We start from the raw sequence: 22,556 nt of genomic DNA, 5'->3' as shown, positions 1-22,556 counted from the left end.
CCGTGCCCGGTGCGGGTCGCGCTGCGGCGCTCTACGGATGTGGCGGTCCCGGCGGCCGTGGATGCTGGTTCGGTGCCGGAGCTGGTCGTCGCCGCCGCCGTGGTCTTCGCCGTCAACCTGCTCCCGGCGTTCGGCCCTCCGACCTGGGCGGTCCTCGTCGGCCTGACGGTGTGGCTGGACCCGCCGGTGGCCGCGACCGTGGCCGTGGGAGCGGTCGCGGCGGCGTGCGGCCGTCTGCTGCTGGCCACGGGTGCGCGACGCCTGCGCGGTCGGCTGGCGCCCGAGCGCGTGGCGGGCATGGACGCCCTGCGCCAGCGGCTGCTCGCCCACCGCGCCGGCGCGCTCGCCGGGCTCGCGCTCTTCGCCCTGTCCCCCGTGCCCTCGGCGCAGCTCTTCGTGGCGGCGGGGCTCTCGGGCGTGCGGCTCCTGCCGCTCACTGCCGCGTTCTTCGCGGGGCGCCTCGTGAGCTACGCGGGGTACGTCGGCGCGGCCACGGCGTACGAGGCCACGGCGCGCCGGGCGCTCGGGGACAGCCTCACGTCGCCGGCCGGCCTCGCGGTGCAGGTCGTGGCGCTCGCCCTGCTCGTCGCGCTGGTGCGCGTCGACTGGGCCTCGCGCCTCTCGCGGACGCAGACGCGCGCGCGGGGGCACACCGCACCGCCCGGCCGCCGCGGCACGCCGGCGGGCGGCCTGCACCAGAGCGGTCGGTAGTCCTCCGCAGGAGGACGGCGGACCTCCACGGATGGGCGGCGCACGTCGACGTGGCACAACTGGCCCATGTCCGTCCTCTCCCCGCCGCGCACGCTGGCCGACGACCTCGAGCGCCGCCGGCTGGCGCACCGGGCAGCCCGCCTCGAGCTGGTGGTCCGCCGCTTGCGCGACCGTGCGACCTGGCGCCATCCGGGCGGCGAGGTGCCGGCCGGCCTGCGCGAGGCCGTGCGCGACTTCCAGGACCAGCTGGCCGACGTGGAGCGGCGCCGCCGCGAGCTCGACCGTTAGGTCGCCCGCCGGCCGCACAGAGCGGTGTCCGCCTCCGCCATCCTGCCCTCCGGCCCCGCGGTGCTGCGCGACGGCGCCGCCGTCGAGGTCCGCCCCGCCCGCGACGAGGACCGCGCCGCGCTCGAGCACCTGCACGACGATGCTCCTGGGGTCCGCGACGTGCTCGCGGCAGCGTCGACCGGCCTCGTGGCGGTCGCCGGGGCGGAGGTCGTCGGCCATGCGTCGTTCACCCCCCGCGGCGCGCGCCGCGCCGAGCTCGCCGTCGCCGTCGCCGACGGGTGGCGCAGGCGCGGCGTGGCGACCGTGCTCCTCGAGCGCCTCGTGGCCGAGGCCGGCGCCCAGGGCCTGCGGCTGCTGACGGCCCGCGTGGCACCGGCGCAGCACGGTGTGGTGCAGGTGCTCGAGGACCTCGGGCTCCCGGTCGCGGTCCGGGCCGAGCCGGGGGTCGTGCACGTCGAGCTGCCCGCAAGCGTCACCCCCGAGGCCCGCGCGCGCTTCGAACGCCGTCACCGGCGCGCCGCGGTCGCCGGCCTGGACCACGTGCTGCGCCCCTCGGCGATCGCGGTCGTGGGGGCCTCCGAGCGCCGCGGCTCCGTCGGGGGTGAGGTCCTGCGCAACCTCCTCGGCGTCGGCTTCACGGGCGCCCTGCACGCCGTCCATCCGCGCGCGAGCCGCGTCGCCGGCGTCCCGGCGGTGGCCCGCGCCACCGACCTGCCCGCCGACGTCGACCTCGCCGTCGTCGCGGTGCCGGCCGACGGCGTCCGCGCCGTCGCCGAGGACTGCGCGGCAGCGGGCGTCCGGGCGCTCGTCGTCCTCAGCGCCGGGTTCGGCGAGGCTGGGCTGGTCGGTCGCCGGCGCCAGGACGAGCTCCTCGCCGTCTGCCGCAGCGCGGGCATGCGCCTGGTGGGTCCCAACTGCCTCGGTGTGGTCAACACCGACCCGGACGTGCGGCTCGACGCCACCTTCGCCCCCCAGCGCGTCCCTCCCGGCGGCGTGGCGCTGGCGTCCCAGAGCGGTGCCGTGGGCATCGTGGCGATGGACGCCGCCGCGCGCCGGGGCATGGGGCTCTCGAGCTTCGTCTCCCTGGGTGATCGGGCCGACGTCTCCAGCAACGACCTCGTGCGCTTCTGGGCGGACGACCCTCGCACGCGGGTCATCGCCTTGTACCTCGAGTCGTTCGGCAACCCGCGGGCGTTCGCCGAGGCGGCGCGGGAGGTCGCCGCGGTCAAGCCCGTGGTGGCGGTGAAGGCCGGTCGCTCCGCTGCCGGGGTGCGTGCCGCGGCGTCGCACACCGGCGCCCTGGTCGAAGGCGCCGACGCGCTGGCCGACGCCCTCCTGCACGACGCCGGCGTCATCCGCGTGGACTCGGTCCGCGAGCTCCTCGACACCGCGGCCCTCCTCGATCGCGGCGGCCGGCCGCGCGGTCGGCGGATCGCGGTCCTGACGAACGCCGGCGGTGGTGGGATCGCCTGCGCCGACGCCGCGGAGGACGCCGGGCTCAGCCTGCCGCGGCCCCGTCCCGCCACGCGCGAGCGTCTGCGTCGGATCCGGCAGCACGCTGCCGTGGACAACCCCGTGGACGTCCTCGCCGATGCGTCGCCTGCGGCCTACGGCGCTGCCCTCGAGGTCGTGGCGGACGACCCGTGCGTCGACGCCGTCATCGCGATCCACGTGCCGCCGCTGGCCGGCCGCGAGGACGGGACCCTGGACGAGGTGGCGGCGCGCGCGCCGGACCTGGGGGTGCCGGTGGTCGCCGTGCCCCTGGCGCAGGTCCCACCGGCGTCGCTGGTCGAGCGCCTGCCCGTGCTCGAGACGCCGGAGGACGCCGCCCGCGCCCTCGGCCGCGTCGCTCGCTGGGCGCAGTCCCGACCTGCCGCCGGCACGCACATGGCGCGCCCGCGCGGCATCCGGCGCGCGGCGGGGGCTGCCGTGGTCGCACGGGGGCTTGCGGCCGGTGCCGGGTGGCTGGACCCCGAGCTCGCGGGCACGCTGGCGCACGCCTACGGGATCCCGCTGGCCACGGCGCGCCTTGCGCCGACGCCCTCGGCCGTCGGTGACGCCGCGCGGGCGCTCGGCAGCGCCGTCGCGGTCAAGGCCGTGGTGCCCGGACTCGTGCACAAGACCGAACACGGCGCGGTGCGCCTTGACCTGCGCACCCCGGCCGACGCGGCCGATGCCGCGACCGACCTCTCCGCCAGCCTGGGCGGCCAGGGGCTCCACGTCGCCGGCTTCCAGGTGCAGGCGATGGTGCCGGTGGGCGTCGAGCTGCTCGTCGGTGCCATGAGCCACCCGTCGTTCGGGCCCATCGTCCTCTGTGGCGCGGGCGGGACCACCGCCGAGCTCTGGAACGACGTCCAGGTCCACCTCGCACCGGTCGACCGGCGCACGGCCAGCGAGATGCTGCGCGCGCTGCGCAGCTGGCCGCTGCTGGCCGGCTGGCGCGGAGCGACGGCCGTCCATGTCCGCGCCGTGGAGGACGTCGTGCGCCGCATGAGCCACCTCGTGGCCGACCGCCCCGAGGTGGCCGAGCTGGAGTGCAACCCGCTCGTGGCCACCCCGGAGGGCGCGCTCGCCGTCGACCTCCGCGTGCGGCTCCACGCCGCCTGAGCGTCAGACGGCGGTCTCGGCCGGGGCGTGCACCCCGCGCGGGACGACCACGACCGGACACCGGCTGTGGTGCAGGACGGTCGCCGAGACGCTGCCGAGCGTCACGCGCCGCAGGGGGCTCTGTGCCCGGGACCCCAGCACGAGCAGGTCGCACGGCACACCCTCGCGCAGCTCCACCACCGGATCACCTTCGACGACCCGGGTCGTGGTGGGCACGCGCCGCGACGCCTCGCGACGCAGGCGGTCGAGCTCCTCGGGCTCCTCGCCGTCGTCGGCGACGTGCACCACCTGGAGGTCGGCGGCCGTGCGCTCGGCGAGCTGCACCGCCCACTCCAGCGCCTCGCCCGCCTCGGGCGTGGGTGCCCAGGCCACCGCCACGCGACGTGGCCGCTGGGCGTGCGCAGCGTAGCCCGAGGGCGCCCACGCCAGCGGGCAGGGCACCTGGCGCAGGGCGTCCGTCGCGACGTCGCCCTGGAGCACGCGCCGCACGGCGCTGAGCTCGGACGGCCCGAGGACGAGCACGTCCGCGTCCTCCTCCTCCGCGACGCGCACGAGGCCCCGGACGACCGAGGTCGCCAGGACGACGCGGGTCTCGACCCGCAGGTCGCGGGGCGCGGACGCGCGGAGCTCCTCGAGCAGCGGCGACTCCGGGTCCAGCCCGACGTCGACGTGCGCCAGGACGATGCGTGCGCCGCGAGGACGCGCGAGCTCGGCGGCCAGCGCGAAGGCGTCGCGCAGTGGACCGGGCCGGGAGCCGGCCACGACGATGGTGTGGTGCATCTGCCCTCCTAGGGCGTCAGTGGGTCAGCCGCGACGCTAGGGCCGCCGCTCCCGCGTGCCATCGGCGATCGACCACCACCTGTCCACGTAGTCCTCGCGGATGTCGAGGTTCGCCCGTGGCGGGAAGGTCGTGCCATGGTCACGCCCGTTGCGGTCGACGCGGTCCGTCCCTTCGACGCCCTGACCCGGGCCGACGTCCCGTGGGCCGGCGGCAAGGGGGCCAACCTCGGCGAGCTCACCTGGGCCGGCCTCCCGGTCCCTCCGGGGTTCGTCGTCGGCGCGCCCGCGTACGCGGCGTTCTGCGCGGCGTCGGGGCTGCGCGAGGAGCTCGCAGCCCTGCTCGACGACCTCGACGTGGAGGACACCGCCGCGCTCGAGACCGCCGCCGGCCGGGCGCAGCGGCTCGTGGCGCAGGCACCCCTCCCGGCGTGGCTGCGCGACGCGGTCGTCACCGCCTACACGGCGATGGGGGCCGGCGACGAGCCAGTCGCAGTGCGCTCCTCGGCGACCGCCGAGGACACCGAGTCGGCGTCCTTCGCGGGGATGAACGAGACGTTCCTCAACGTCCGTGGCGCCGACGCCGTCGTCGAGGCCGTCCGCCGCTGCTGGACCTCGCTGTTCGGCGCGCGCACCGTCTTCTACCGAGCCAAGCGCGGCTTCTCGCAGGCGGGCATGGACATCGCCGTGGTCGTGCAGCGCCAGGTCGACGCCACGCGCGCCGGCGTGATGTTCACCATCGACCCCGCCACGGCCCGCGAGGACCACATCGTCATCGAGGGGGCGCTCGGGCTCGGCGAGAGCGTCGTGTCGGGCAGCGTCTCGCCGGACCGCTACGTCGTGGACAAGCCGACGGCCGCGATCGTCGCCCGCGAGGTCCGGCCCAAGGAGCTGGCGGTCGAGCCGCTGCCCGGCGGCGGCACGACGGTCCGCGCCCTCGAGGGCGACGAGGCGCTCACCCCCGTCCTCGACGACGACCAGGTGCTCACGCTCGCCGAGCTCGCCGTGCGCATCGAGGAGCACTACGGCGCCCCGCAGGACACCGAGTGGGCCTTCGACCGCGAGGGCGAGGTGTGGGTGCTGCAGTCACGCCCGGTCACCTCGGCAGGTGGTGCACCGAGCGTCGGCCAGCCGGCGGGAGCCGTGCCCGAGGGCGAGCCGCTCGTCCGTGGCCTGGGGGCGGCGCCCGGTGTCGCGGCCGGGCCTGTCCGGCGCGTCGCGTCGCTGGCCGACGGCGTCGACTTCGTCGCCGGCGAGGTGCTGGTCACGCACATGACCGCGCCCGACTGGGTGCCGCTCATGCGCCGCGCCGCGGCGATCGTGACCGACGCGGGCGGCATGACCTGCCACGCGGCGATCGTCTCCCGCGAGCTGGGCGTCCCCTGCGTCGTCGGCACCCGCGAGGCGACCAGCCGGCTGCGCGACGGCGAGGTGGTGACCGTCGACGCCGGCCGTGGGACGGTCGTCGCCGGAGGCGCGCAGCCTGCTGCAGCGGTCGCGTCGCCGGCGCCCGCTGCCGCAGCCGCCACCCCCGGCCCCGTCACCGGGACCCGCTTGCTCGTCAACCTCTCCGAGCCCTCGCAGGTGGCACGCGCCGCGGCGCTGGACGTCGACGGCGTCGGCCTGCTTCGGGCGGAGCTCATGGTGCTGGAGGCCCTCGAGGGAGCCCATCCCCGCCTCCTGCTCGAGCAGGGCCGGAGCGCGGAGGTGTCCTCGCGGATGGCCGCCTCCCTCGAGTGCTTCGCCACCGCCTTCGCCCCGCGCCCCATCACCTACCGGACGATCGACATCCGCACGAACGAGTTCCGTGGCCTCGAGGGCGGCGACCGCTTCGAGCCGGTCGAGGCCAACCCGATGATCGGGTTCCGCGGGGCACTGCGCTACACGCAGGACCCGGAGGTCCTCGGTCTCGAGCTCGACGCGATCCGGACGGTGTGGGACCGCGGGCTCACGAACCTCCACGTGATGCTGCCCTTCGTGCGCACCGCGCACGAGCTCGAGCGCTGCCGGGACCTCGTGGCCCGGAGCGGGCTCCTGGAGCGCCCGGGCTTCGAGCTCTGGGTCATGGCCGAGGTCCCCTCGGTCCTGTTCGCGCTCGAGCGCTACGCCGGCCTCGGCATCGCGGGCATCTCCATCGGGTCCAACGACCTCACCCAGCTGCTGCTGGGCGCCGACCGGGACTCCGAGCTGCTGGCCGGGACCTTCGACGAGCGCGATCCGGCGGTCCAGGAGTACCTGCGCCGGCTGATCGGCCACGCTCGGGCGCTGGGTCTGCAGACCTCGATCTGCGGCCAGGCCCCGTCGGTGCATCCTGAGTACGCCGACCTCCTCGTCCGGGCGGGCATCGACGCGATCTCGGTGAACATGGACGTCGTGGACCGCACGCGCCGGCTCGTGGCGGCGGCCGAACGGCGGCTCCTGCTCGAGGCCGCGCGAGGTTGAGCGCGGGGTTTGGTCTGGCCTGCCCGGAGGAGGGTCAGCTCGTCAGGCTTGACGGCCGCCGCTCGAGCTCGCGCAGGAGCGCGGCGGTGGGGCGGTCGGCGCGCAGGAGCACGTGCTGGTCGGCGGGGACCTCCTCGAGGGCCTGGAAGCCCGCCGAGAGCGTCACGGCCGTCGTCACGTCGGCGTCCGAGACCCTCGCGGGATCGAGGACGCGCGCGACGGCGCGGCGCGTGAGCTCGCGGTGCGGCACGACGCACTCGACGAAGCGCGTCGCCGGCGCGCACCGTCCGAGGCCATCCACGAACGCCTCGCGCCAGGCACGGTGGGCGAAGGTCGCGTCGACCACGACCCCGCGTCCGTCGCGCAGCGCCTCGGCCGCGGCGCGGCCCAGCTCGCGGTAGACCGCGACGGTCGCCGCCTCGCCGTAGGCCTCCCGTCCGGCGCGGTCCGTGGGGGCCAGCCCGCGGGCGGCCTTGCGCAGCACGTCGGAGCTCAGCACCCGCCAGCCGGTGCGGTCGGCGATCGCCGCGGCGAGCGTCGACTTGCCGCAGGCCGGTGCGCCGCAGACGGCGAGCACGGTCGCTCCCCATCGCGCGCGCCAGGCCAGACGCGCCGCGAGCTCGAGGTGCTCCTCCGCCTCGGCGACCCCGGTGCCCCGCGACTGGGCCCCCGAGGCGACCCGCAGCAGCGCCACCTTCGCGCGCACGAGGCCCCGGTGGCAGCCCATGAGCGCCAGCAGCCCGTCGTCGCCGGGGTGCCCGCCGGCCGCCCGGTAGGCGGTCAGGACATCACGCGCGAAGCCCGGCGCTCCGAGGCGCTCGAGGTCCATGAGCAGGAAGCCGAGGTCGAGCGCGACGTCACCGTGGCGCAGGTGGGGGTCGAACTCGAGGCGGTCGATGACCTTGAGGCCGTCCGCGCACGCGTACACGTGCTCGGCGCGCAGGTCGCCGTGGCCGTCGACGGCCAGCCCGGACGCCTCGCGCGCCTCCAGCTCGGCGCGCCGCGTCCACAGGCCGTCGTCCAGCAGCGCCCGCACGTCGTCGACGACCGCCGGCGCGACCAGGCCGCGCGCTGCCGCCGCGAGCTCGGCGCCGTTCAGCGCGACCGTCCGCTCGAACACGTCGGTCGCGCCCTCGGGCGCGCGGGCCGCACCGCCGTGGAAACCGGCGAGGCGCGCGCCCAGCTCGGCGGCGAGGTCGCCGTGGGCCGCGCCGCGTCGCACGAGCGCCGGAAGGGCGCGGGCCGCGTCCAGCCGTCGCATCTCGACCGCGTGGTCGACGACCTGCGCCGGGGGCGCGCTGTCGGGCGCGACGAGCCGCAGCTCGCCGTCGCGCTCGACGGCCGCGAGCACGCGCAGGTAGACGCCGGGCGCGAGCTCCTCGTTGAGGCGCAGGTCCTCGTCGCACAGCCGGCGGCGCACCTCCGCCGTGCGCTGGTCCACGAACGGCGTGCGGATCGCCCGGCGCAGCTTGTACGCCCGGTCGCCCACGAGATGGACGCGCGCGAGCAGCGTCTCGACGGTCTCGGCTCCCGAAGGGGCCAGCGGCTCGGCCACGATGGTCATGCGTGCACCTCGGCGTCGACGAGGAGGTCGTGGGCCGCGCGCGCGAGCTCGAGGTGCTCGCGGCAGGCCACGCGGACGACGGCGACGCGGCGGTCGGGCGCCGACAGCACCGCGTCGGGCGCCTGGCCCTCCTCGCCGGCCGCGTCGGCGGGGACCCCGAGGGCCCCGAGCCGGCTCAGGACGGCGCGGCGCAGGCGCGCGGAGTGCTCGCCGATGCCGCCGGTGAAGACGACCGCGTCGAGCCGGCGCAAGGCGGTGGCGGCGGCGGCCACGCCGGCGGCCACCTGCGCGACCCAGACCTCGACCGCCTGGGCGGCGCCTGCGTCGCCCGCGTCGACGAGCGTCAGCAGCTCGCGCATGTCGCCCGTGCGGTCCGAGAGCCCGCGCAGCCCGGACTCGTGCTGCAGCCCGTCCTCGAGGGCGTCGACGCCGACGCCGCGGCGCAGCAGCCGGACGACCACCCCGGGGTCGAGGCTGCCCGGGCGCGTGGCCATGACCACGCCGTCGAGCGGCGAGAAGCCCATGCTCGTCGCCACGGGCCGGCCGCCCTCGACCGCGGCGATGGACGACCCGGCACCGAGGTGGGCGGTCACGAGGCCCACGCCGTCGCGCGGACGACCGAGCAGCTCGGCCGCCGCGCGCACCGCCGAGGCGTGCGCCAGGCCGTGGAAGCCGAAGCGTCGCAGGCCGTGACGGCGCACCCAGACGCGCGGGAGCGCGAGCTCCTGGGCCGCGGGCGGCAGCTCGGCGAAGAACGCCGTGTCGAAGCAGACGACCGCGGGGACCTCCGGGCGCAGCGCCTGCAGTCCCCGCACGAGCGACAGCTCACCTGGGAGGTGCAGCGGGGCGAGGTCGCGCAGGTCGTCCAGCAGCGCCAGGAGCGCGTCGTCGACCACCGCCGGCGCGCGCAGCTCCGGGCCGCCGTGCACGAGGCGGTGGGCGACCGCGTCGAACGGGCCGAGCGGCCGGACCGCGAGGCGCAGCGCCTCGGGGGCCATCCCTGCGCCGCCGGCCGCCGGCAGGTCGCGCGCCGCGAGCACCAGCCCGTCGGCGCCCACGACGCGCAGCTTGAGGCTGGAGGAGCCGAGGTCGACGGTCAGGACCCTCACGGCGTCCACCGCCAGTCGCGGACCTCGGGCAGGTCCTCGAGGTGCTCGACGACGTAGCTCGCGTGGCGCTCGAGCACCTCGCGGCAGTGGCGCTCGAGCTCTCGCGCCCCGGCCGGCACCCGCCTGGCGTGGCGCAGGGCCAGCGCGGCGAGGTCGTAGCGGCTCATGCCGTTGCGCACCACCATGTCGAACGGCGTCGTCGTGGTGCCGTGCTCGTCGAAGCCGCGGACGTGGAAGCGCTCGGGGCGCGAGCGGCCGTGCAGCAGCTGGTGCACCGCCCGCGGGTGGCCGTGGAAGGCGAACACCGTCTCGACGTCGCGACCGAAGAGCGCCTCGAAGCGGTCTCGGCCGAGCGCGTGCGGATGCGCCCCGGGCGGGAGGAGCGCGAGGAGGTCGACCACGTTGACGAAGCGCAGCCGCAGCTCCGGGCACCACCGGCGCAGCAGCGCGGCCGCGGCCAGCGCCTCCTGGGTCGGCACGTCGCCCGCGCACGCCAGCACGACGTCCGGGTCGTCGCCGTTGCAGGTGCTCGCCCACGCCCACGCCGACGCGCCCGCGGCGCAGTGGCGGGCGGCGGCCTCCCAGTCGAGCAGCTGCAGATGCGGCTGCTTGTCGGCGACGAGCAGGTTCACCCGCCCCCGGCTGCGCAGTGCGCGCTCGGCGACGTGCAGCAGGCAGTTGGCGTCCGGCGGCAGGTACACCCCGGTCACGCCCCCAGGCAGCGCAAGGACGGCGTCGACCAGGCCGGGACCCTGGTGGCTGAAGCCGTTGTGGTCGTTGCGCCAGCACGTCGAGGTGAGCAGGACGTTCAGCGAGGCCACCGGCGCGCGCCACGGCAGCCGGCTGGCGTGGTCGAGCCACTTGGCGTGCTGGACCAGCATGGAGGCGCTGACCATCGCGAAGGCCTCGTACGTGGCGAACAGCCCGTGGCGGCCGGTGAGCAGGTAGCCCTCCAGCCAGCCCTCGCACAGGTGCTCGGAGAGGACCTCCATGACCCGCCCGTGCGGCGCTCGGCCCTCCACGGAGAAGACGTCGTCGAGCCGGTTGGACGCCGTCTCGTCGGGGCAGGTCAGCCGGAAGTCGCGCCGGTCGGCGGTGGCAGCCAGCAGGTCGCGCAGGAAGCGCCCCAACGGACGGGTGCCCTCCTCGACGACGGTCCCCGGCTGCGGCACGTCGACCGCGTGGCGCCGGCTGTCGGGCAGCGGCAGCGGTCGCAGCCGCCGGCCGCCGTCGGCCTGGGCGAGCGCCCCCAGCCGCAGGTCGCCCTCGGACGCGAGCCCCCGCAGCTCCGCCACCAGGCGGCCACCGTCGTCGAAGCGCTCCTCCGGGCGGTAGCTGCGCAGCCATGCCTCGAGCTGGGCGAGCTCGCGCGCGTCGGTGCGGGCAGCCTTCAGCGGCACCTGGTGGGAGGCGGGCTCGCCCTCGTGGGGGCCCGTCCAGCCCTTGGGCGTGCGCAGGACGATCGCCGGCCACGCCCGGCGCTCGGTCGCTCCCCGCTCGCGCGCGGCCGCCTGCAGCTCGTGGATGTCGCTGTGCGCGCTGTCGAGCGCGGCGGCGAAGGCGGCGTGCACGGCGCGCGGGTCGTCGCCCTCGACCCACCGCGGGTCCCAGCCGTGGCCTCGCAGCAGCGCGTCGACCTCCTCACGGGGCGCCTGGCCGAGGACCGTGGGGCCGGAGATCTTCAGCCCGTTGAGGTGCAGGACCGGCAGGACGGCACCGTCGTGCACGGGGTCCAGGAAGCGCACCGACTTCCACGAGCCCTCGAGCGGTCCCGTCTCCGCCTCGCCGTCGCCGACGACGCACACGGCGAGGAGGTCCGGGTCGTCGAAGACGGCACCGAAGGCGTGCACGAGCGAGTAGCCGAGCTCACCGCCCTCGCTGATCGACCCGGGCACGTGCGGGCCGGCGTGGCTGGAAACGCCCCCCGGTGCCGAGAAGGCGCGGACGAGCGCCTCGAGCCCCGCGGCGTCCGGGCTCATGTCGGGGTGGCGCTCGGACCACGTCCCGTCGAGCCACGAGCTGGCGATCACGGCAGGCCCGCCGTGTCCCGGGCCGGCGACCACGAGGGTCTCCTGGCCCGTGCGCCGGACGAGACGCTGCGCGTGCGCCAGCACGAGGTTCAGCCCCGGGCACGTGCCCCAGTGGCCCACGAGCCGCGGCTTGACGTGCTCGGGACGCAGCGGCTCGCGCAGCAGCACGTTGTCGCGGAGGTAGACCTGGGCGACCGACAGGAAGTTCGCCGCCGCCCACCACCCGAGGAGCTGCTCGAGCTCGGCGGGGTCGAGGTCCGGCTCCGGCGCGGCGGGTGCGGCGAGGGCGCTCACGAGGCGCTCCCGGCGGCGAGCCCCGCCGCGACCAGGGCCATGCTGCGTGGGCTCACGCGACCACCGCCGCTTGGCCCGCGAGCCCGGCGAGCACCTCATCGACGTCGAGCGTCACGTGCACGCACCCGCGCGCCGTCTGCTCGTCCGCCGGCGCCGCATGCTCGAAGACCTCGAGCATGGCCTGGTTGCCCGGCAGCACGTCCGCGTGCAGCCGGCGCACCCCCGCGGCGTCCATGCGACGCGCCAGGCTGCCGAGCAGGAGGGTGGCGAGGCCTAGCCCGTGGCGGTCGTCGGCCACGGCGAACGCGACCTCGGCGTCCTCGCCGTCGAGCGGCACCGCCATCGCGTGGGCGATGAGGCGGCCGTCCTGCTCGACGACGAGCCCGACCTCGTCTGCGGCATGCAGCGCCGCGGCTCGCGCCATCGCGGCGGTCGCGACCGCCGCCGAGAAGAAGCGCCGCTGGCGGGCCTCGACGCCCATCCCTGCGCGGAACAGCTCGTCGAGGCCACGCTCGTCGTCGGGGACGACGTCGCGGACCAGGGCGACCGACCCGTCGCGCAGCGCGACGAGCCGGCTGGGCTCACCGCGCACCGGCGGCCTCCTCGACCGGCGTGCCGGCCTCGACGTCCCCGGCGACCTGGGGCAGGACGAGGACCGGCGCGTGGAGGTCGTGCAGGACCGCGTCGGCGGCGCTGCCCAGGACGAGTCGACGGATCGCGCCGCGGCCGTGGGAGCCCAGGACGAGCAGGTCGACCTCGGTCGCGAACACGCGCAGGGCGGGGGCGGCGGTGCCGAGGGCGACGCGGCCGTCGACGTCGGTCAGCGTGTCGAGCCGGCGCCGGGCGTCCTCGACGGCTCGCTCGCGCAGGCCGGCCGCGAGGATCGGCGCGGCTGGGGACGACGCCATCACCGGGGGCGGCGGGACGACCGTGATGGCCCGGACCTCGGCGTGGTGGACGCGGGCGAGGTCGCGCGCGGCGTCGAGCGCGGGCCACGAGTCGTCGGTGGCGGTGAACCCGACGCCGATGGTCTTCAGCGACCCCGGGTGGTCGGCGTAGCCGCGGGGCGCGACGGCCACGGCGCAGCCGAGCTTGTGGACCGCGGAGCGGGTGACGCTCCCCAGCACCAGCCGGCCCAGCGGCGAGCGGTGCGACGCCCCCAGCACGACGAGGTCCGCGCGCTCGGTGCGCACGAGCTCGCGCAGGCCGACGAGCGTGGTCGGTGAGCCGAAGGACCGGATCGGGCACTCGAGCCCGGCCAGCCGGCGCTCGCGCTCCAGCAGGCGGTCGGACTCCTCGGTCCGGTCGACCAGCAGCGTGGCGCCGAGCGCCCAGACGTGGACGAGGCAGAGCTCCGCGTCCGGGGCGGCGAGGACACGCGCGAGCGCGACCGCGTCCTGGCCACCGGGGCGGCCGTCGACGGCGACGAGGACCTTGCGGTAGGGCGGCTGGGTGGTCATGGACCCACGATCTCGCCGTGACGCGTGCCGGTCGTCGGTGCCGGCCACGCGACCGGGTCCGTAGGGACTACGGGACGACGAGGTGCCGCTGTTCGAGCTCGCCCTCCCCCCGGCTGCGGCGCGGCGAGCCGTGCCCTTGCTGGGCACCGTGGCGGCGACCGGGATGCTGGTCCTCGGCGCCGCCGACCTGCGAGCGGGCGTGGGACGGGCAGGGTGCCCGTCCCACACCTCCGCGGCTACTTCTTGCAGGCCACCGTGTCGGTGTCCGCGCCGGTGTCGCCGTCGGTGAACGACAGGTTCGCGCCGAACTTCCAGCCACCCGCCGGGCACGAGGTGCTCTGCACGTAGCCCACGCCCTTGCGCGTCGCCTGGATCTTCGTGGCGAAGCGCGTCAGCGTCGGCTGGGCGCCGGCGATCGACTTGAGGTTCGCCGGGATCGGCACGTCGAGGGTCGCGCCCGACGACTTCGTCTTCAGCGTGCCCTCGAGGATCGAGTTGATCTGGATCGGCTGCGAGCCCTGCACGTGCAGGAGCAGCTTCTTGCCCTTGGCGGCGTTGTAGGCCGTGACCGTCAGGGCCGCGTTGATCTTGCCGTTGAGGGCGACCGCGTTGGCGCTGCCGCTGCCGACCTTCGAGCCGGCGGGACAGGCCGCGCCCCCGCCGGACTGCAGCTTGGCGGCGGTGCACTCGGGGAACTTCGCCCCGTTGAACTTCAGGCCCTTGGGCAGCGAGAGCACGGCGCGCTGCGTCGCGAACTGCTTGCCGGCCGGGGGCGCGGGCGTGGTGAGGACGACGTTGATGCCGACGTTGCGCGGCTTCTTGGCGGTGCCGGCCTTCGACGACGTCACGGACGCGTCGATGCCCTGGTCCTTGGTCGCCGCGATGGCGACCGGGGCCGCGACGAGCGTGGCCGTCGCGACGATGAGCGCGGGGATGCGCATGGTGGTCCTCCTGGTGGTGGGGTAGTGGCGCGGGGTCATGGGACGCGACCCAGCGGCCGTGGGGTGACGTGGGGGAAGGCGCGGCCGTCGACGCGACACGCGGGCGCGGCGGGCGAGCCGCCCTGCAGCGTCAGCGCGTCCAGCGTCGAGGCCAGCGCGCCGGTGAGCGCGTCGAGGGCGCCCCCGGCGAAGGCGGGGGTCGTGCCGCCGCACGACGAGGCGGTCGCGAGGCCGCGCGCCAGCGCCGCCCCGGCGCCCGGCGCGGGGTACGGGTTGGCGCGGCTGGTCGGCAGGCGCGAGGACTGCGCCGCGAGCGCCTCGGGGTTGATCGGGTTCGTCGTGCGCAGGTAGTGGCGCGGCGTCCCGGAGGCGTCTGGCGCGGTGGCCTGCGTGGCGGCGGTCGCGTTGCCCAGGAAGGCCGTGACCTCGCGGCGGTAGCGCGCGATGTGACGCACGAGCGGCTCGAGCTGGGCCAGCGGCGCGTCGGTGTCGCCGAGGGCGGGTCGCAGGTCGGCGAGCAGGCGTCGCACCGCGGGCAGGCCGTCCTGCGCGGCGGCGCTCAGCGGTCGCAGCGCGGTCAGCGCGCCGCGCAGGTCGGGCGCGACCGCCTGCAGCGCCGCGAGCGCCGACGACGTCTGGCGCGCGGCGGGCCGCAGGCGGGCGACCACCGGCTCCTGGCGGCGCGCGAAGGCGGCCAGCGCCGGCAGCGCGGCGCGGGTCTCGCGCTCGAGGGCGGGCAGCGCGCGGAACGTCGCGGCGAGCTGATCGGTGCGCGACGCGGTGGCGGCGAACACGCGGTCGCCCGCGCGCAGGAGGCGGGCCAGCTGGCCGCGCCGCTCCCCCAGCGCGGTGAAGACCGTGCCCGTGTCGCGCACCAGCGCGCCGAGGTCCCGGCCCTGACCGTCGAGGGCGTCGAGGAGGTCCGTGAGCGCCCGCTCGGTCCCGGGCAGGTCGCCGAGCGCCGCGTTGAGGTCGGCGCCGCGGCGGGCGGTGCCGCGCTCCTGCTCGTCCAGCCAGCGGCGCAGGGCGGCGCGGGTGCGCGGGTCGAACGCGCGCAGGACCTCGTCGAACTCGACCGACGTCCGGACGGACGCCGCGGGCAGGCGTCCGCCCTCGGGCACGGTGCCCGAGCGGCGCGAGCCCTGCGACAGCTCGAGGTAGGCCTCGCCGAGGACGGTCTTCTGGCGCAGCGTCGCGCGGGCGTCGCGCGGCAGCGGCGAGGCCTGGTCGTCGAGCTCGAGCGTCGCGACGGTGCGCCCGCCCGTCGGCTCCATCGCGACGACCCGCCCGACGGTGACGCCGGCGATCCGCACGTCGGCCTCCGGCCCGAGCGTCCCCGTCTCGGCGAGCGCGACCTGCACGCGGTAGCCGTGCGGGCGCAGCGGGACGACGCCGCCGAACGACGACCACAGGAAGAGCAGCAACGCGGCGCACGAGAGGCAGAAGCCCGCCATCAGGGCGCTCTGGCCGCGGGAGATCGGCTGGCGCCTCAACGCGCCGGCTCCGCGGTCGTGGGGGCCGCGTCGGGGCAGACCTCGCCCTGCGTCGGCGCGTCGAGCAGGGAGACGAGCGTCCCGAGCGTCGGGTTCACCGAGCCGATCTGCTCGAGGACGGCGAGCGACGAGCAGGACGTCATGAGCAGGCCGCGGCGGACGGGGCCGTGGGCGTCCTGGGTGCCGACGAGGCTCGCGGCGAGGTGGCCGCCCCAGGCGAGCCAGTGCAGTGGCGCAGGGTCCTCGCCGGCCGGGTCGCCCGCGAGCGTGTCGAAGAGCTCCTCGAGGACGCGCCCGGCGCTGTGGAGGTCCGGGGTGGCGGAGGCGAGCGCGCGGGCGGCGGGCCGGGCCGTGCGCACCGCCGGCTGGGCCTCGCGCGCCAGCGGGCGCAGCTGGTCGCGCACCACGGGCGTCGTGGCCTTCGCGAACGGGGCGACGGCGTCGAGCGCGGGCCGCAGGCCGGCAGCGGCGGGCCGCAGCGCACGGGCGGCCGGCTCGAGCTGGGCGCCGAGGGTGCCGAGGTCGCGCAACGCGCCGCGCGAGCGGCGCAGCGCGCCGGGCAGCGCGTCGAGCGAGGCGCGCAGCGCGCGGTCCTGGCGGGCGAGGCCCGCGAGCACCTCGTCGGAGGCGCTGACGAGCGTCGTGAGGTCGTCGTCGCGCTCACCGACCGTCGACGCCAGCCGGCCGAGCCGCGTGACGACGCCGGCCACGGCGGCGCGCCGGCGAGCCAGCGCCGTCGCGATCGCGCGCACGTCGCGGGCCAGCGGCTCGAAGCGCCGCAGCGTGGCCGAGGCGCTGCGCGCGCCGTCGCCCTCGAGCGCGCGGCCGCCCGCGCCCACCAGCGCGAGCAGGCGGGCCCGCGTGTCGGCGTCGAGCATCGCGAGGACGCGATCGACCTGGACGCCCGAGGTGGTCTGGCTCAGCGGCAGCGTGGCGCCCTCTGGCAGGCGGCCGGCCCGCGGGGTGCCGACGCCGAGCTCGACGACCATGTCCTCGAGCCCGGTGCGCGGGCGCACGACCGCGGTCGCGTCCCGGTGCAGCGTCGCCCTGTCCGGGTCGAGCGCCATCGTCACCCGCGCACGACCCCGCTCCAGGTCGACGCCGGTGACCTCGCCGACCTCGACGCCCGCGACCGTCACGGCCTGGCCCTGGCCGGGCACGAGCGACTTGCCGTCCTCGAGCACGGCGCGCAGGACGACGCGGTCGTCGCCGGCCAGCGGGACCCAGGACGGCAGCGTCATCCGCTGGTTCGTCGTGACGTAGCCGGCGACGGCGAGCGCCACGAGCACGAGCCCGAGGACGGCGGCGACGTCGCCGCGGTGGTCGCGCAGCAGCCGCCTCATCGGGCGGCCGTCCCGTCGGCGGGACCCGGTGCGGCGGCGAGCGTCGGCACCGGCTGGTCCTCGCAGCGCCCGGAGGCGTCGACCGCCGCCGTCGCGCGGGTGAAGGCGGGACGCGTGCCGAGCGGCTCGAGGGGCGTGTGGCCGAAGAGCTCCTGGCCGCTGGCGTCCCGCGGCGCCATGGCGACGGTGTGCGGCCCGCCGCCGGGCTGGAAGCGCACGTAGGTGCCGTTGCCGTCGAAGGACATCCCCTCGCCGGTGAAGCCGACCGCGGCGTGCAGCAGCTCCTTGTAGGACGCCACGCCGGTCGACAGCGCCCCGTCGTCGATCGGCGTGTTCGCGGTCGGGATGAGCACGCGCGTGGCACAGCGCGCGAGGCGCCCGGCGGAGGCCAGCAGGCCGGCGCTCGACGCCGTGGTCCGCGCGAGGTCGCGCGACGCCGGCCGCAGGTCGGCGGCGAGCGTGCGCAGCTCGGCGGGGGCGAGGAGGCGGCGGGCCTGAGCGGCCCAGGGCGTCGCGGCGCGCACGGCGGCGGGCACCGCGCGCAGGCCGGGGGTGGCTGCGCGCGCCAGCGCGCGAACGGGCGGCAGCGCGCGGTCGACTTGCCGCAGCGCGGTGCCGGCGACGTCGAGCGTGCGCGGCAGCTGCGCGACCGCGTCGGCCAGGGCGGTGCGGCGGGCGGCGAAGGCGGCCGTCGTGCGGTCCAAGCCCTCGACGAGCGAGGCCAGGCGCCGGCGGTCGCGCCCGAGGCCGGAGGCCACGCGCTCGAGCCCGGCCACGAGGCGGGCCGCGTCGCCGGCGCGACGGCCGCGCAGCGCCTCGGCGGCCACGGCGCCGTCGCGCAGCGCGATGGGCGCGTCGGCGAGCGCGTCGTTCAGCGAGCCGGCTGCGTCCTGCCCGCGCGACTCCGGTGCGGACGTGCGGTCCTCGGCGGCCGTCGGCCGCGTGGTCAGCGCCGTCCCCCAGCCGCGGACGAGCGCGCCGAGCGACCGCCGCGGGTCGGCCTGCAGCGCGCTGAGCACCTCGTCGAGCTGGACGGCGACGCCGGTGCGCGAGCGCGGCAGCGTGGCGTCGCCGAGGGCCGCAGCGGTCGGCGAGCCGGGCTGGAGGTCGACGAACCAGCCGCCCTCGAGGAAGAGGCGCGGGCGGACGGCGAGCCGCGCGTCGCCGCGCACGAGCGGCGCGTCCTCGTCGAGGCGCAGGGTGAGCCGGGTGTCGCTGGCGCCCGGCCCGGGCGCGACGGCGTCCACCTCGCCGACGTCGACGCCCGCGATCCGCACCGGGTCACCCGCGCGCAGGCTGGCCGACTTGGCCACCACGGCCTGGATGCGCGGCCCGGCGGTGGTCGAGGAGGTGATGATCCACGCCGTCACGACCGCGACGACGAGCCCGAGCACGAGGAGCCCCGCGAGGACCGGCTCCATGCCGCGGCGCCTCATCGCCCGGCCTCCTCGGTGGAGCCCTGGGTGCCGGCGGGGTTGCCGATGACCGTCTCGCCGGCGACGTAGGGCTCGTTGCCCGCCTCGCACTCTCGCGGCTCCCCCGGCCCCGCGGTGTGCGGGTACGGGTTGCTGTGCAGGTGGTTGTCGACCCCGGGGCCGTTGGCCGGAGCGGCCGCCGAGCCGCCCTCGTTGTCAGGACCCTGCGGGGTGGCGAGGATGCTGAAGCGCTGCCAGGTGCCGGTCCTGCCGCCCTCGGAGAGCAGCGACGCCGTGTTGCGCAGCAGGAGCGTCACGAGGTTGCACGTCGTCTGGGCCGGGCTGACCGACGCCAGCAGCGGGTCAGCCGCGTCGGCGAGGCCCGTGAGCGCCCGCAGGCCGATGGTGCTGCGCGTGTCGCCGGCGAAGGCGTCCAGCGCACGGGCGGTGGGCTCCAGGCCGGCCCAGAGGCTGCGCGAGGCCCGCAGCGCACCGGGTCCGGAGCGCGCGGTCGCCTCGAGGTCGCCGGCGGCGCCGCGCAGCGCGCGGGCGCCCGGGGCGAGGTCGTCGGTGAGCGCGGACAGCCGGCGCAGCAGCGGGCGCTGGACCGGGAGGTCGCGCACGGCGGCGTCGAGCGCGGCCGGCGCCTGGGCGAGCGTGTCGTCGAGCGCCGCGCTCGCGCGGTCGAGCGCCGCGAACGTCCGGGCGGCACCGCGCAGCAGGCCGGCCTGCGCCTCGGCCGCGGGCGCGACCTCGGCGGCGACGCGGCCGAGCGCGGGGACCAGCCGGGCGAGCCGCGCGCGCGGTGCCGCCAGCCGCGCGTTCACGGCGCGCAGCGGGTCGAGCAGGCCGCGGGCACCGGCGATCGCCGCGTTGAGGTCCTCACCGCGGCCGGTGAGCGTCGTGCCGAGCTCGCGCAGGCTGGCCGTCGCGCTGCGCCGCGTCGCGTCGTCGAAGGTGCCCAGGAGCTCGTCGAGCTCGACGGGCTGCGGGCGGGCCTGGCGGACCGGCAGCGTCGCGCCGTCGGGCAGGGGCGCGCCCGTGCGTCCAGCGGTCAGCTCGACCTGCTTGAGGCCGAGGAGCGAGCGGGGCCGGACGACCGCCGTCGTGCCCTCGCGCAGCGGGGCGAAGCGGCGCTCGAGGCGCAGGACGGCGACGGCCGCGGTGCCCCCGCGGCGGCGGGCGACCGGCTCGAGGCGGTCGAGCGTCCCGGCGCGGCTGCCGCCCAGGCGCACCTCGGCGCCCGGCGTCAGGCCCGCGGCGTCGGGCAGCTCGACGCGCAGCTCGTAGGCCGGGACGAAGGGCAGGCCGCGGTTCGCACCGCCGGCCAGGAGCACGGCGACGGCCGCGACGAGGACGGTCACCGCGCCGACGAGCACCGGATGCGCCGCGACGGCGCCGGTCGGCCGGCGCATCACCCGTCCCCCAGGAGCAGGTCGAGGAGGCGGTCGTCCGCGGCCGTCGCGGCAGTCGCACGGGCCGGCGTCGCCGTGGTCGACGGGGCCTTGCCGCGCCCCGCGAACGTCGCGATGCAGTCCGGGGTCGACTCGGTGACGTACGTCGAGCAGGCGTTGACCTGCAGGCCCGCGCGCAGGTAGTGGCCGGCCTCGTCGTAGCCGTTGGCCGACATCACCGAGAAGAAGGCGAAGTCGACGAGCCGGCCGATCGCGCCGGTGTCGTCGAGCGAGCGCGCCAGCGCGCGCAGGTCGCCTGCGACGGGCTGCACGGTGCGCCCGAGCGTGCGCAGCTCGCGCAGCACCGGGACCACGCGCGGGAGGACCGGCCGCACGACGTCCGCTGCCGCGCCGGCGCGCCGCAGCGCCGGGGCGCCCTCGCGCAGCAGGGCGGGCAGGCCGCGGACGGCAGCGGTCGCCCCGGGCGCGGCGGCGTGGAGGTCCCGCACGACCGGCGTGGCGCGGCGGGCCAGCGCGCCCGCGGTCGCCAGCGTCGCGGGCAGCTCGCGCAGGAGCCCCGGGAGCTTGGCCGTCGCGGCCTCGAGCTCGCTGCGCCGGCGGGCGCCGACGGTCGCCGTGCGCGCGGCGTGGCGGACGAACGCCGCGACGTCCCGGCGATCGCGCGAGGCCGGCGCCAGCGCGGCGTCGGCGTCGCGCGCCAGGCGCTCGAGCGCGCGGGTCTGGCCGGCGAGCACGTCGGCGACGCGGTCGGTCGCCGCGAGCGCGGGGTCGGCCCGGTGCAGCGCGTCGCGCAGGTCGTCCCCGCGCGCCGCCAGCCCGGTGCCGAGCTCGTCGAGCACGATGCGCAGCCGCTCGCGCTCGGGCAGGCGCATGGTGTTCGTCAGGAGGTCCGGGTCGACGGGCTTCGTCGTGCGGGCCAGGCTGAGCAGGTGCTCGCCGGCACCGGGCCGGCCGGCGGGGACCGCGGGCAGCGCGCGGGCGACGGTGCCGCCCTCGGCGCGCGCCTGGGTCGGCGTGCACTCGACGTAGCGCTCGCCGATGAGCGACTGCGGGCGGATGCGGCAGGTCGCGTCGGCGCGGAAGGGGCGCGCGGCGGGGGCGTCGATGCGCAGCACGACGGCGGCGTGGCCGTGCTCGGTGACCTCGAGGCGCTCGACCTCGCCCACCGGCACCCCCGCGGACTTGACGTCGAGGCCCGGGACCAGCGCGAAGGCGTTGGCGAACACCGCGCGCACGCGGTAGGCGCCGTCGTCGCGGGCGCCGTCGCCCCCGGCCACGGTGACCGCCACGGCCGCGACGCCTGCCGCGACCACGAGGAGGGCGAGGGCCAGGCGCCTCATCGCGCCCCCGGCGTGGCCGACGGGTCGCAGTCCAGGGCGCCGTCGACGTCGCGCCACGGCGCGCTGCCGTCGCCGCGGGCGGCGGCGCCGCCGGGACAGCGCAGGACCTGCAGCGTCTCGAAGCCGGCGAGGCGGTCCTCGTCCGGGCGCCGCGAGAGCAGGCCGCCCTGCTGGCTGAACGCGTTGAAGACCGGCTGGACGCGGGCGTAGTGGCCGTTGCCGTCGTAGGCGGCCGTCGACTGGCCGAGGTCGCGCACCAGACCGACGAGGTCGGGCGCGAAGGGCCGGGCGAAGCGCAGGATCGGCAGCCCGTCGCGCAGGGCGGCTCGGGTGTCGCGCAGCGCGGGGCGCGCGGTCGTCGCCACGGCGGGGGCGCGCTCCAGCAGGTCGGTGAGGTCGTTGCGGGCGCCGGCCGCCGCGGCGACGCGCCGCAGGTCGGCGAGCACCGGCGCGCCCGCGCGCAGCGTCGGCGTCAGCCGGCGCGCGAGGAACGGCGTGAGCGTCGGCGCCGCGTCGTCGGCCGCGTCGAGCACCCGATCGAGGTCCGGCAGCGCGCCGCGCAGCCCCGCGAGCGTCGCGGTCCCGGACCGCAGCGTCGCCGGGGCCGTGTCGAGCGCGGCGGCGAGGGCGCGGTCCTGGCCGGCCACCGCCTCCAGCGTCGTCGCGGTCTGCGCGACCGAGCGCGACAGCGCCGCGCGCCGCGAGCCGACGGCGCGCACGACACCCGACGCGGCGCGCACGAAGCGCCCCAGCTCGTCGCCGTCGGCGGCGACCTCCTGCGCGAGGCGGCGCACCGCCTGGAGGGCCGGGTCGACGACGCGCGCGGCGGCGTTGGCCTCGTCCCCGCGACCCTCGAGCTGGCGGGCCCCGCCGCGCAGCACCCGGCGCAGCCCCTCGCGCGTCGCGGGGTCGAAGGCGCTGAGGACCTGGTCGAGCTCGACGATGGGCCGCGCGCTGCTCGCGGGCAGCCGGCTGCCGGGCGGCAGCTCGCGCGCACCGGCGGAGGCCGGCGCGAGCTCGAGGTAGCGGTTGGCCACGCCGGTCAGCGACGTCGCGCGCACCGTCACGCGCGTGCCGTGGCGCAACGGGGCGACCGGCTCGTCGACGCTGAAGCGCACGTCGGCGCCGCCGTCGCGGGAGAGCGCGACCCCACGGACCTCGCCGACGGGGCGCCCCCCGACCTTGACCTGGTCGCCGCGCACGAGCTGGCCGGCGTCCGCGAGGCGGACCACGTAGCTGTCGGAGGCGCGGCCGCCCAGGAGCGTGACGGCGAGGGCCGCGCCGACGAGCGCGACCGCTGTCACCGCGCAGACCCTGGCGACCACGA

17 protein-coding genes are annotated in these 22,556 nt (G+C 77.7%); 4 read left to right on the top strand and 13 right to left on the bottom strand.

What is annotated here, in order from left to right:
* The first annotated feature begins 72 nt into the window (after window positions 1-72).
* The 3 genes from JUB12_RS19310 (at window position 73) to JUB12_RS19300 (ending at window position 3,606) form a co-directional block, all read left to right on the top strand.
* The gene (locus JUB12_RS19310; RefSeq protein WP_205697072.1) at window positions 73-711 is read left to right on the top strand and encodes a hypothetical protein; all 639 of its coding nucleotides are present in this window, start codon (window positions 73-75) and stop codon (window positions 709-711) included.
* Between the two features lie 66 nt (window positions 712-777).
* Entirely contained in the window at window positions 778-999 is a 222-nt protein-coding gene (locus JUB12_RS19305) for a hypothetical protein (RefSeq protein ID WP_205697071.1), read from the top strand.
* Between the two features lie 24 nt (window positions 1,000-1,023).
* Window positions 1,024-3,606 (top strand): bifunctional GNAT family N-acetyltransferase/acetate--CoA ligase family protein, encoded by a 2,583-nt coding sequence (locus tag JUB12_RS19300; RefSeq protein WP_205697070.1) that lies wholly within the window; start codon window positions 1,024-1,026, stop codon window positions 3,604-3,606.
* A gap of 3 nt (window positions 3,607-3,609) precedes the next feature.
* On the opposite strand, the gene JUB12_RS19295 is transcribed toward JUB12_RS19300, so the two are convergent.
* Window positions 3,610-4,386, bottom strand: a complete 777-nt coding sequence (locus tag JUB12_RS19295) for a universal stress protein (protein ID WP_205697069.1) — start codon at window positions 4,384-4,386, stop codon at window positions 3,610-3,612.
* A 135-nt stretch (window positions 4,387-4,521) separates the two neighbouring features.
* Here JUB12_RS19295 and ppsA point away from each other — a divergent pair, with 135 nt between their 5' ends.
* Window positions 4,522-6,825 (top strand): phosphoenolpyruvate synthase, encoded by a 2,304-nt coding sequence (gene ppsA / locus JUB12_RS19290; protein ID WP_205697068.1) that lies wholly within the window; start codon window positions 4,522-4,524, stop codon window positions 6,823-6,825.
* Between the two features lie 34 nt (window positions 6,826-6,859).
* Here the strand turns inward: ppsA and JUB12_RS19285 are convergent, their stop codons facing one another.
* The 12 genes from JUB12_RS19285 to JUB12_RS19230 all read right to left on the bottom strand — a co-directional run bounded on the left by JUB12_RS19285 (window position 6,860) and on the right by JUB12_RS19230 (window position 22,533).
* Window positions 6,860-8,389 carry a bifunctional aminoglycoside phosphotransferase/ATP-binding protein gene (locus JUB12_RS19285; RefSeq protein ID WP_205697067.1) on the bottom strand — a complete coding sequence of 510 codons (1,530 nt, stop codon included), beginning with the start codon at window positions 8,387-8,389 and terminating at the stop codon, window positions 6,860-6,862.
* Window positions 8,386-9,498 carry an acetate/propionate family kinase gene (locus JUB12_RS19280; RefSeq protein ID WP_205697066.1) on the bottom strand — a complete coding sequence of 371 codons (1,113 nt, stop codon included), beginning with the start codon at window positions 9,496-9,498 and terminating at the stop codon, window positions 8,386-8,388. Before JUB12_RS19280 ends, JUB12_RS19285 begins: the two co-directional genes overlap by 4 nt.
* The gene (locus JUB12_RS19275) at window positions 9,495-11,822 is read right to left on the bottom strand and encodes a phosphoketolase (RefSeq protein ID WP_241004323.1); all 2,328 of its coding nucleotides are present in this window, start codon (window positions 11,820-11,822) and stop codon (window positions 9,495-9,497) included. Before JUB12_RS19275 ends, JUB12_RS19280 begins: the two co-directional genes overlap by 4 nt.
* Window positions 11,823-11,874: 52 nt before the next feature.
* On the bottom strand, window positions 11,875-12,414 hold the full coding sequence (locus tag JUB12_RS19270; RefSeq protein ID WP_205697064.1) for a GNAT family N-acetyltransferase: 540 nt from the start codon (window positions 12,412-12,414) through the stop codon (window positions 11,875-11,877).
* Window positions 12,404-13,282 carry a universal stress protein gene (locus JUB12_RS19265; protein ID WP_205697063.1) on the bottom strand — a complete coding sequence of 293 codons (879 nt, stop codon included), beginning with the start codon at window positions 13,280-13,282 and terminating at the stop codon, window positions 12,404-12,406. The genes JUB12_RS19270 and JUB12_RS19265 overlap by 11 nt, the downstream gene beginning before the upstream one ends.
* A 236-nt stretch (window positions 13,283-13,518) precedes the next feature.
* The gene (locus JUB12_RS19260) at window positions 13,519-14,262 is read right to left on the bottom strand and encodes a hypothetical protein (RefSeq protein WP_205697062.1); all 744 of its coding nucleotides are present in this window, start codon (window positions 14,260-14,262) and stop codon (window positions 13,519-13,521) included.
* The gene (locus JUB12_RS19255) at window positions 14,259-15,716 is read right to left on the bottom strand and encodes an MlaD family protein (RefSeq protein WP_205697061.1); all 1,458 of its coding nucleotides are present in this window, start codon (window positions 15,714-15,716) and stop codon (window positions 14,259-14,261) included. Before JUB12_RS19255 ends, JUB12_RS19260 begins: the two co-directional genes overlap by 4 nt.
* Window positions 15,713-17,059, bottom strand: a complete 1,347-nt coding sequence (locus tag JUB12_RS19250; protein ID WP_205697060.1) for an MlaD family protein — start codon at window positions 17,057-17,059, stop codon at window positions 15,713-15,715. The genes JUB12_RS19255 and JUB12_RS19250 overlap by 4 nt, the downstream gene beginning before the upstream one ends.
* The gene (locus JUB12_RS19245) at window positions 17,056-18,495 is read right to left on the bottom strand and encodes an MlaD family protein (RefSeq protein WP_205697059.1); all 1,440 of its coding nucleotides are present in this window, start codon (window positions 18,493-18,495) and stop codon (window positions 17,056-17,058) included. Before JUB12_RS19245 ends, JUB12_RS19250 begins: the two co-directional genes overlap by 4 nt.
* On the bottom strand, window positions 18,492-19,889 hold the full coding sequence (locus tag JUB12_RS19240; protein WP_205697058.1) for an MlaD family protein: 1,398 nt from the start codon (window positions 19,887-19,889) through the stop codon (window positions 18,492-18,494). The genes JUB12_RS19245 and JUB12_RS19240 overlap by 4 nt, the downstream gene beginning before the upstream one ends.
* Entirely contained in the window at window positions 19,889-21,229 is a 1,341-nt protein-coding gene (locus JUB12_RS19235; protein WP_205697057.1) for an MlaD family protein, read from the bottom strand. The genes JUB12_RS19240 and JUB12_RS19235 overlap by 1 nt, the downstream gene beginning before the upstream one ends.
* A complete protein-coding gene (locus JUB12_RS19230; RefSeq protein WP_205697056.1) occupies window positions 21,226-22,533 on the bottom strand; it encodes an MlaD family protein in 1,308 nt (435 codons plus the stop codon). Before JUB12_RS19230 ends, JUB12_RS19235 begins: the two co-directional genes overlap by 4 nt.
* Window positions 22,534-22,556: the final 23 nt, after the last annotated feature.

The sequence above is a fragment of the Conexibacter sp. SYSU D00693 genome (assembly GCF_017084525.1).
In the GTDB taxonomy this organism is placed as follows: Bacteria; Actinomycetota; Thermoleophilia; order Solirubrobacterales; family Solirubrobacteraceae; genus Baekduia.
Note: the sequence above shows the minus strand (reverse complement) of the source record. Positions and strands in the feature narration are given on the sequence as shown.

What these genes read in the sequence shown, in the direction of transcription:
- JUB12_RS19305 (WP_205697071.1), top strand. Translation starts at nt 778, where the DNA reads ATGTCCGTCCTCTCCCCGCCGCGCACGCTGGCCGACGACCTCGAGCGC.
- JUB12_RS19295 (WP_205697069.1), bottom strand. Translation starts at nt 4,386, where the DNA reads ATGCACCACACCATCGTCGTGGCCGGCTCCCGGCCCGGTCCACTGCGC.
- ppsA (WP_205697068.1), top strand. Translation starts at nt 4,522, where the DNA reads ATGGTCACGCCCGTTGCGGTCGACGCGGTCCGTCCCTTCGACGCCCTG.
- JUB12_RS19285 (WP_205697067.1), bottom strand. Translation starts at nt 8,389, where the DNA reads ATGACCATCGTGGCCGAGCCGCTGGCCCCTTCGGGAGCCGAGACCGTC.
- JUB12_RS19265 (WP_205697063.1), bottom strand. Translation starts at nt 13,282, where the DNA reads ATGACCACCCAGCCGCCCTACCGCAAGGTCCTCGTCGCCGTCGACGGC.
- JUB12_RS19260 (WP_205697062.1), bottom strand. Translation starts at nt 14,262, where the DNA reads ATGACCCCGCGCCACTACCCCACCACCAGGAGGACCACCATGCGCATC.
- JUB12_RS19250 (WP_205697060.1), bottom strand. Translation starts at nt 17,059, where the DNA reads ATGAGGCGGCTGCTGCGCGACCACCGCGGCGACGTCGCCGCCGTCCTC.
- JUB12_RS19245 (WP_205697059.1), bottom strand. Translation starts at nt 18,495, where the DNA reads ATGAGGCGCCGCGGCATGGAGCCGGTCCTCGCGGGGCTCCTCGTGCTC.
- JUB12_RS19240 (WP_205697058.1), bottom strand. Translation starts at nt 19,889, where the DNA reads ATGCGCCGGCCGACCGGCGCCGTCGCGGCGCATCCGGTGCTCGTCGGC.
- JUB12_RS19235 (WP_205697057.1), bottom strand. Translation starts at nt 21,229, where the DNA reads ATGAGGCGCCTGGCCCTCGCCCTCCTCGTGGTCGCGGCAGGCGTCGCG.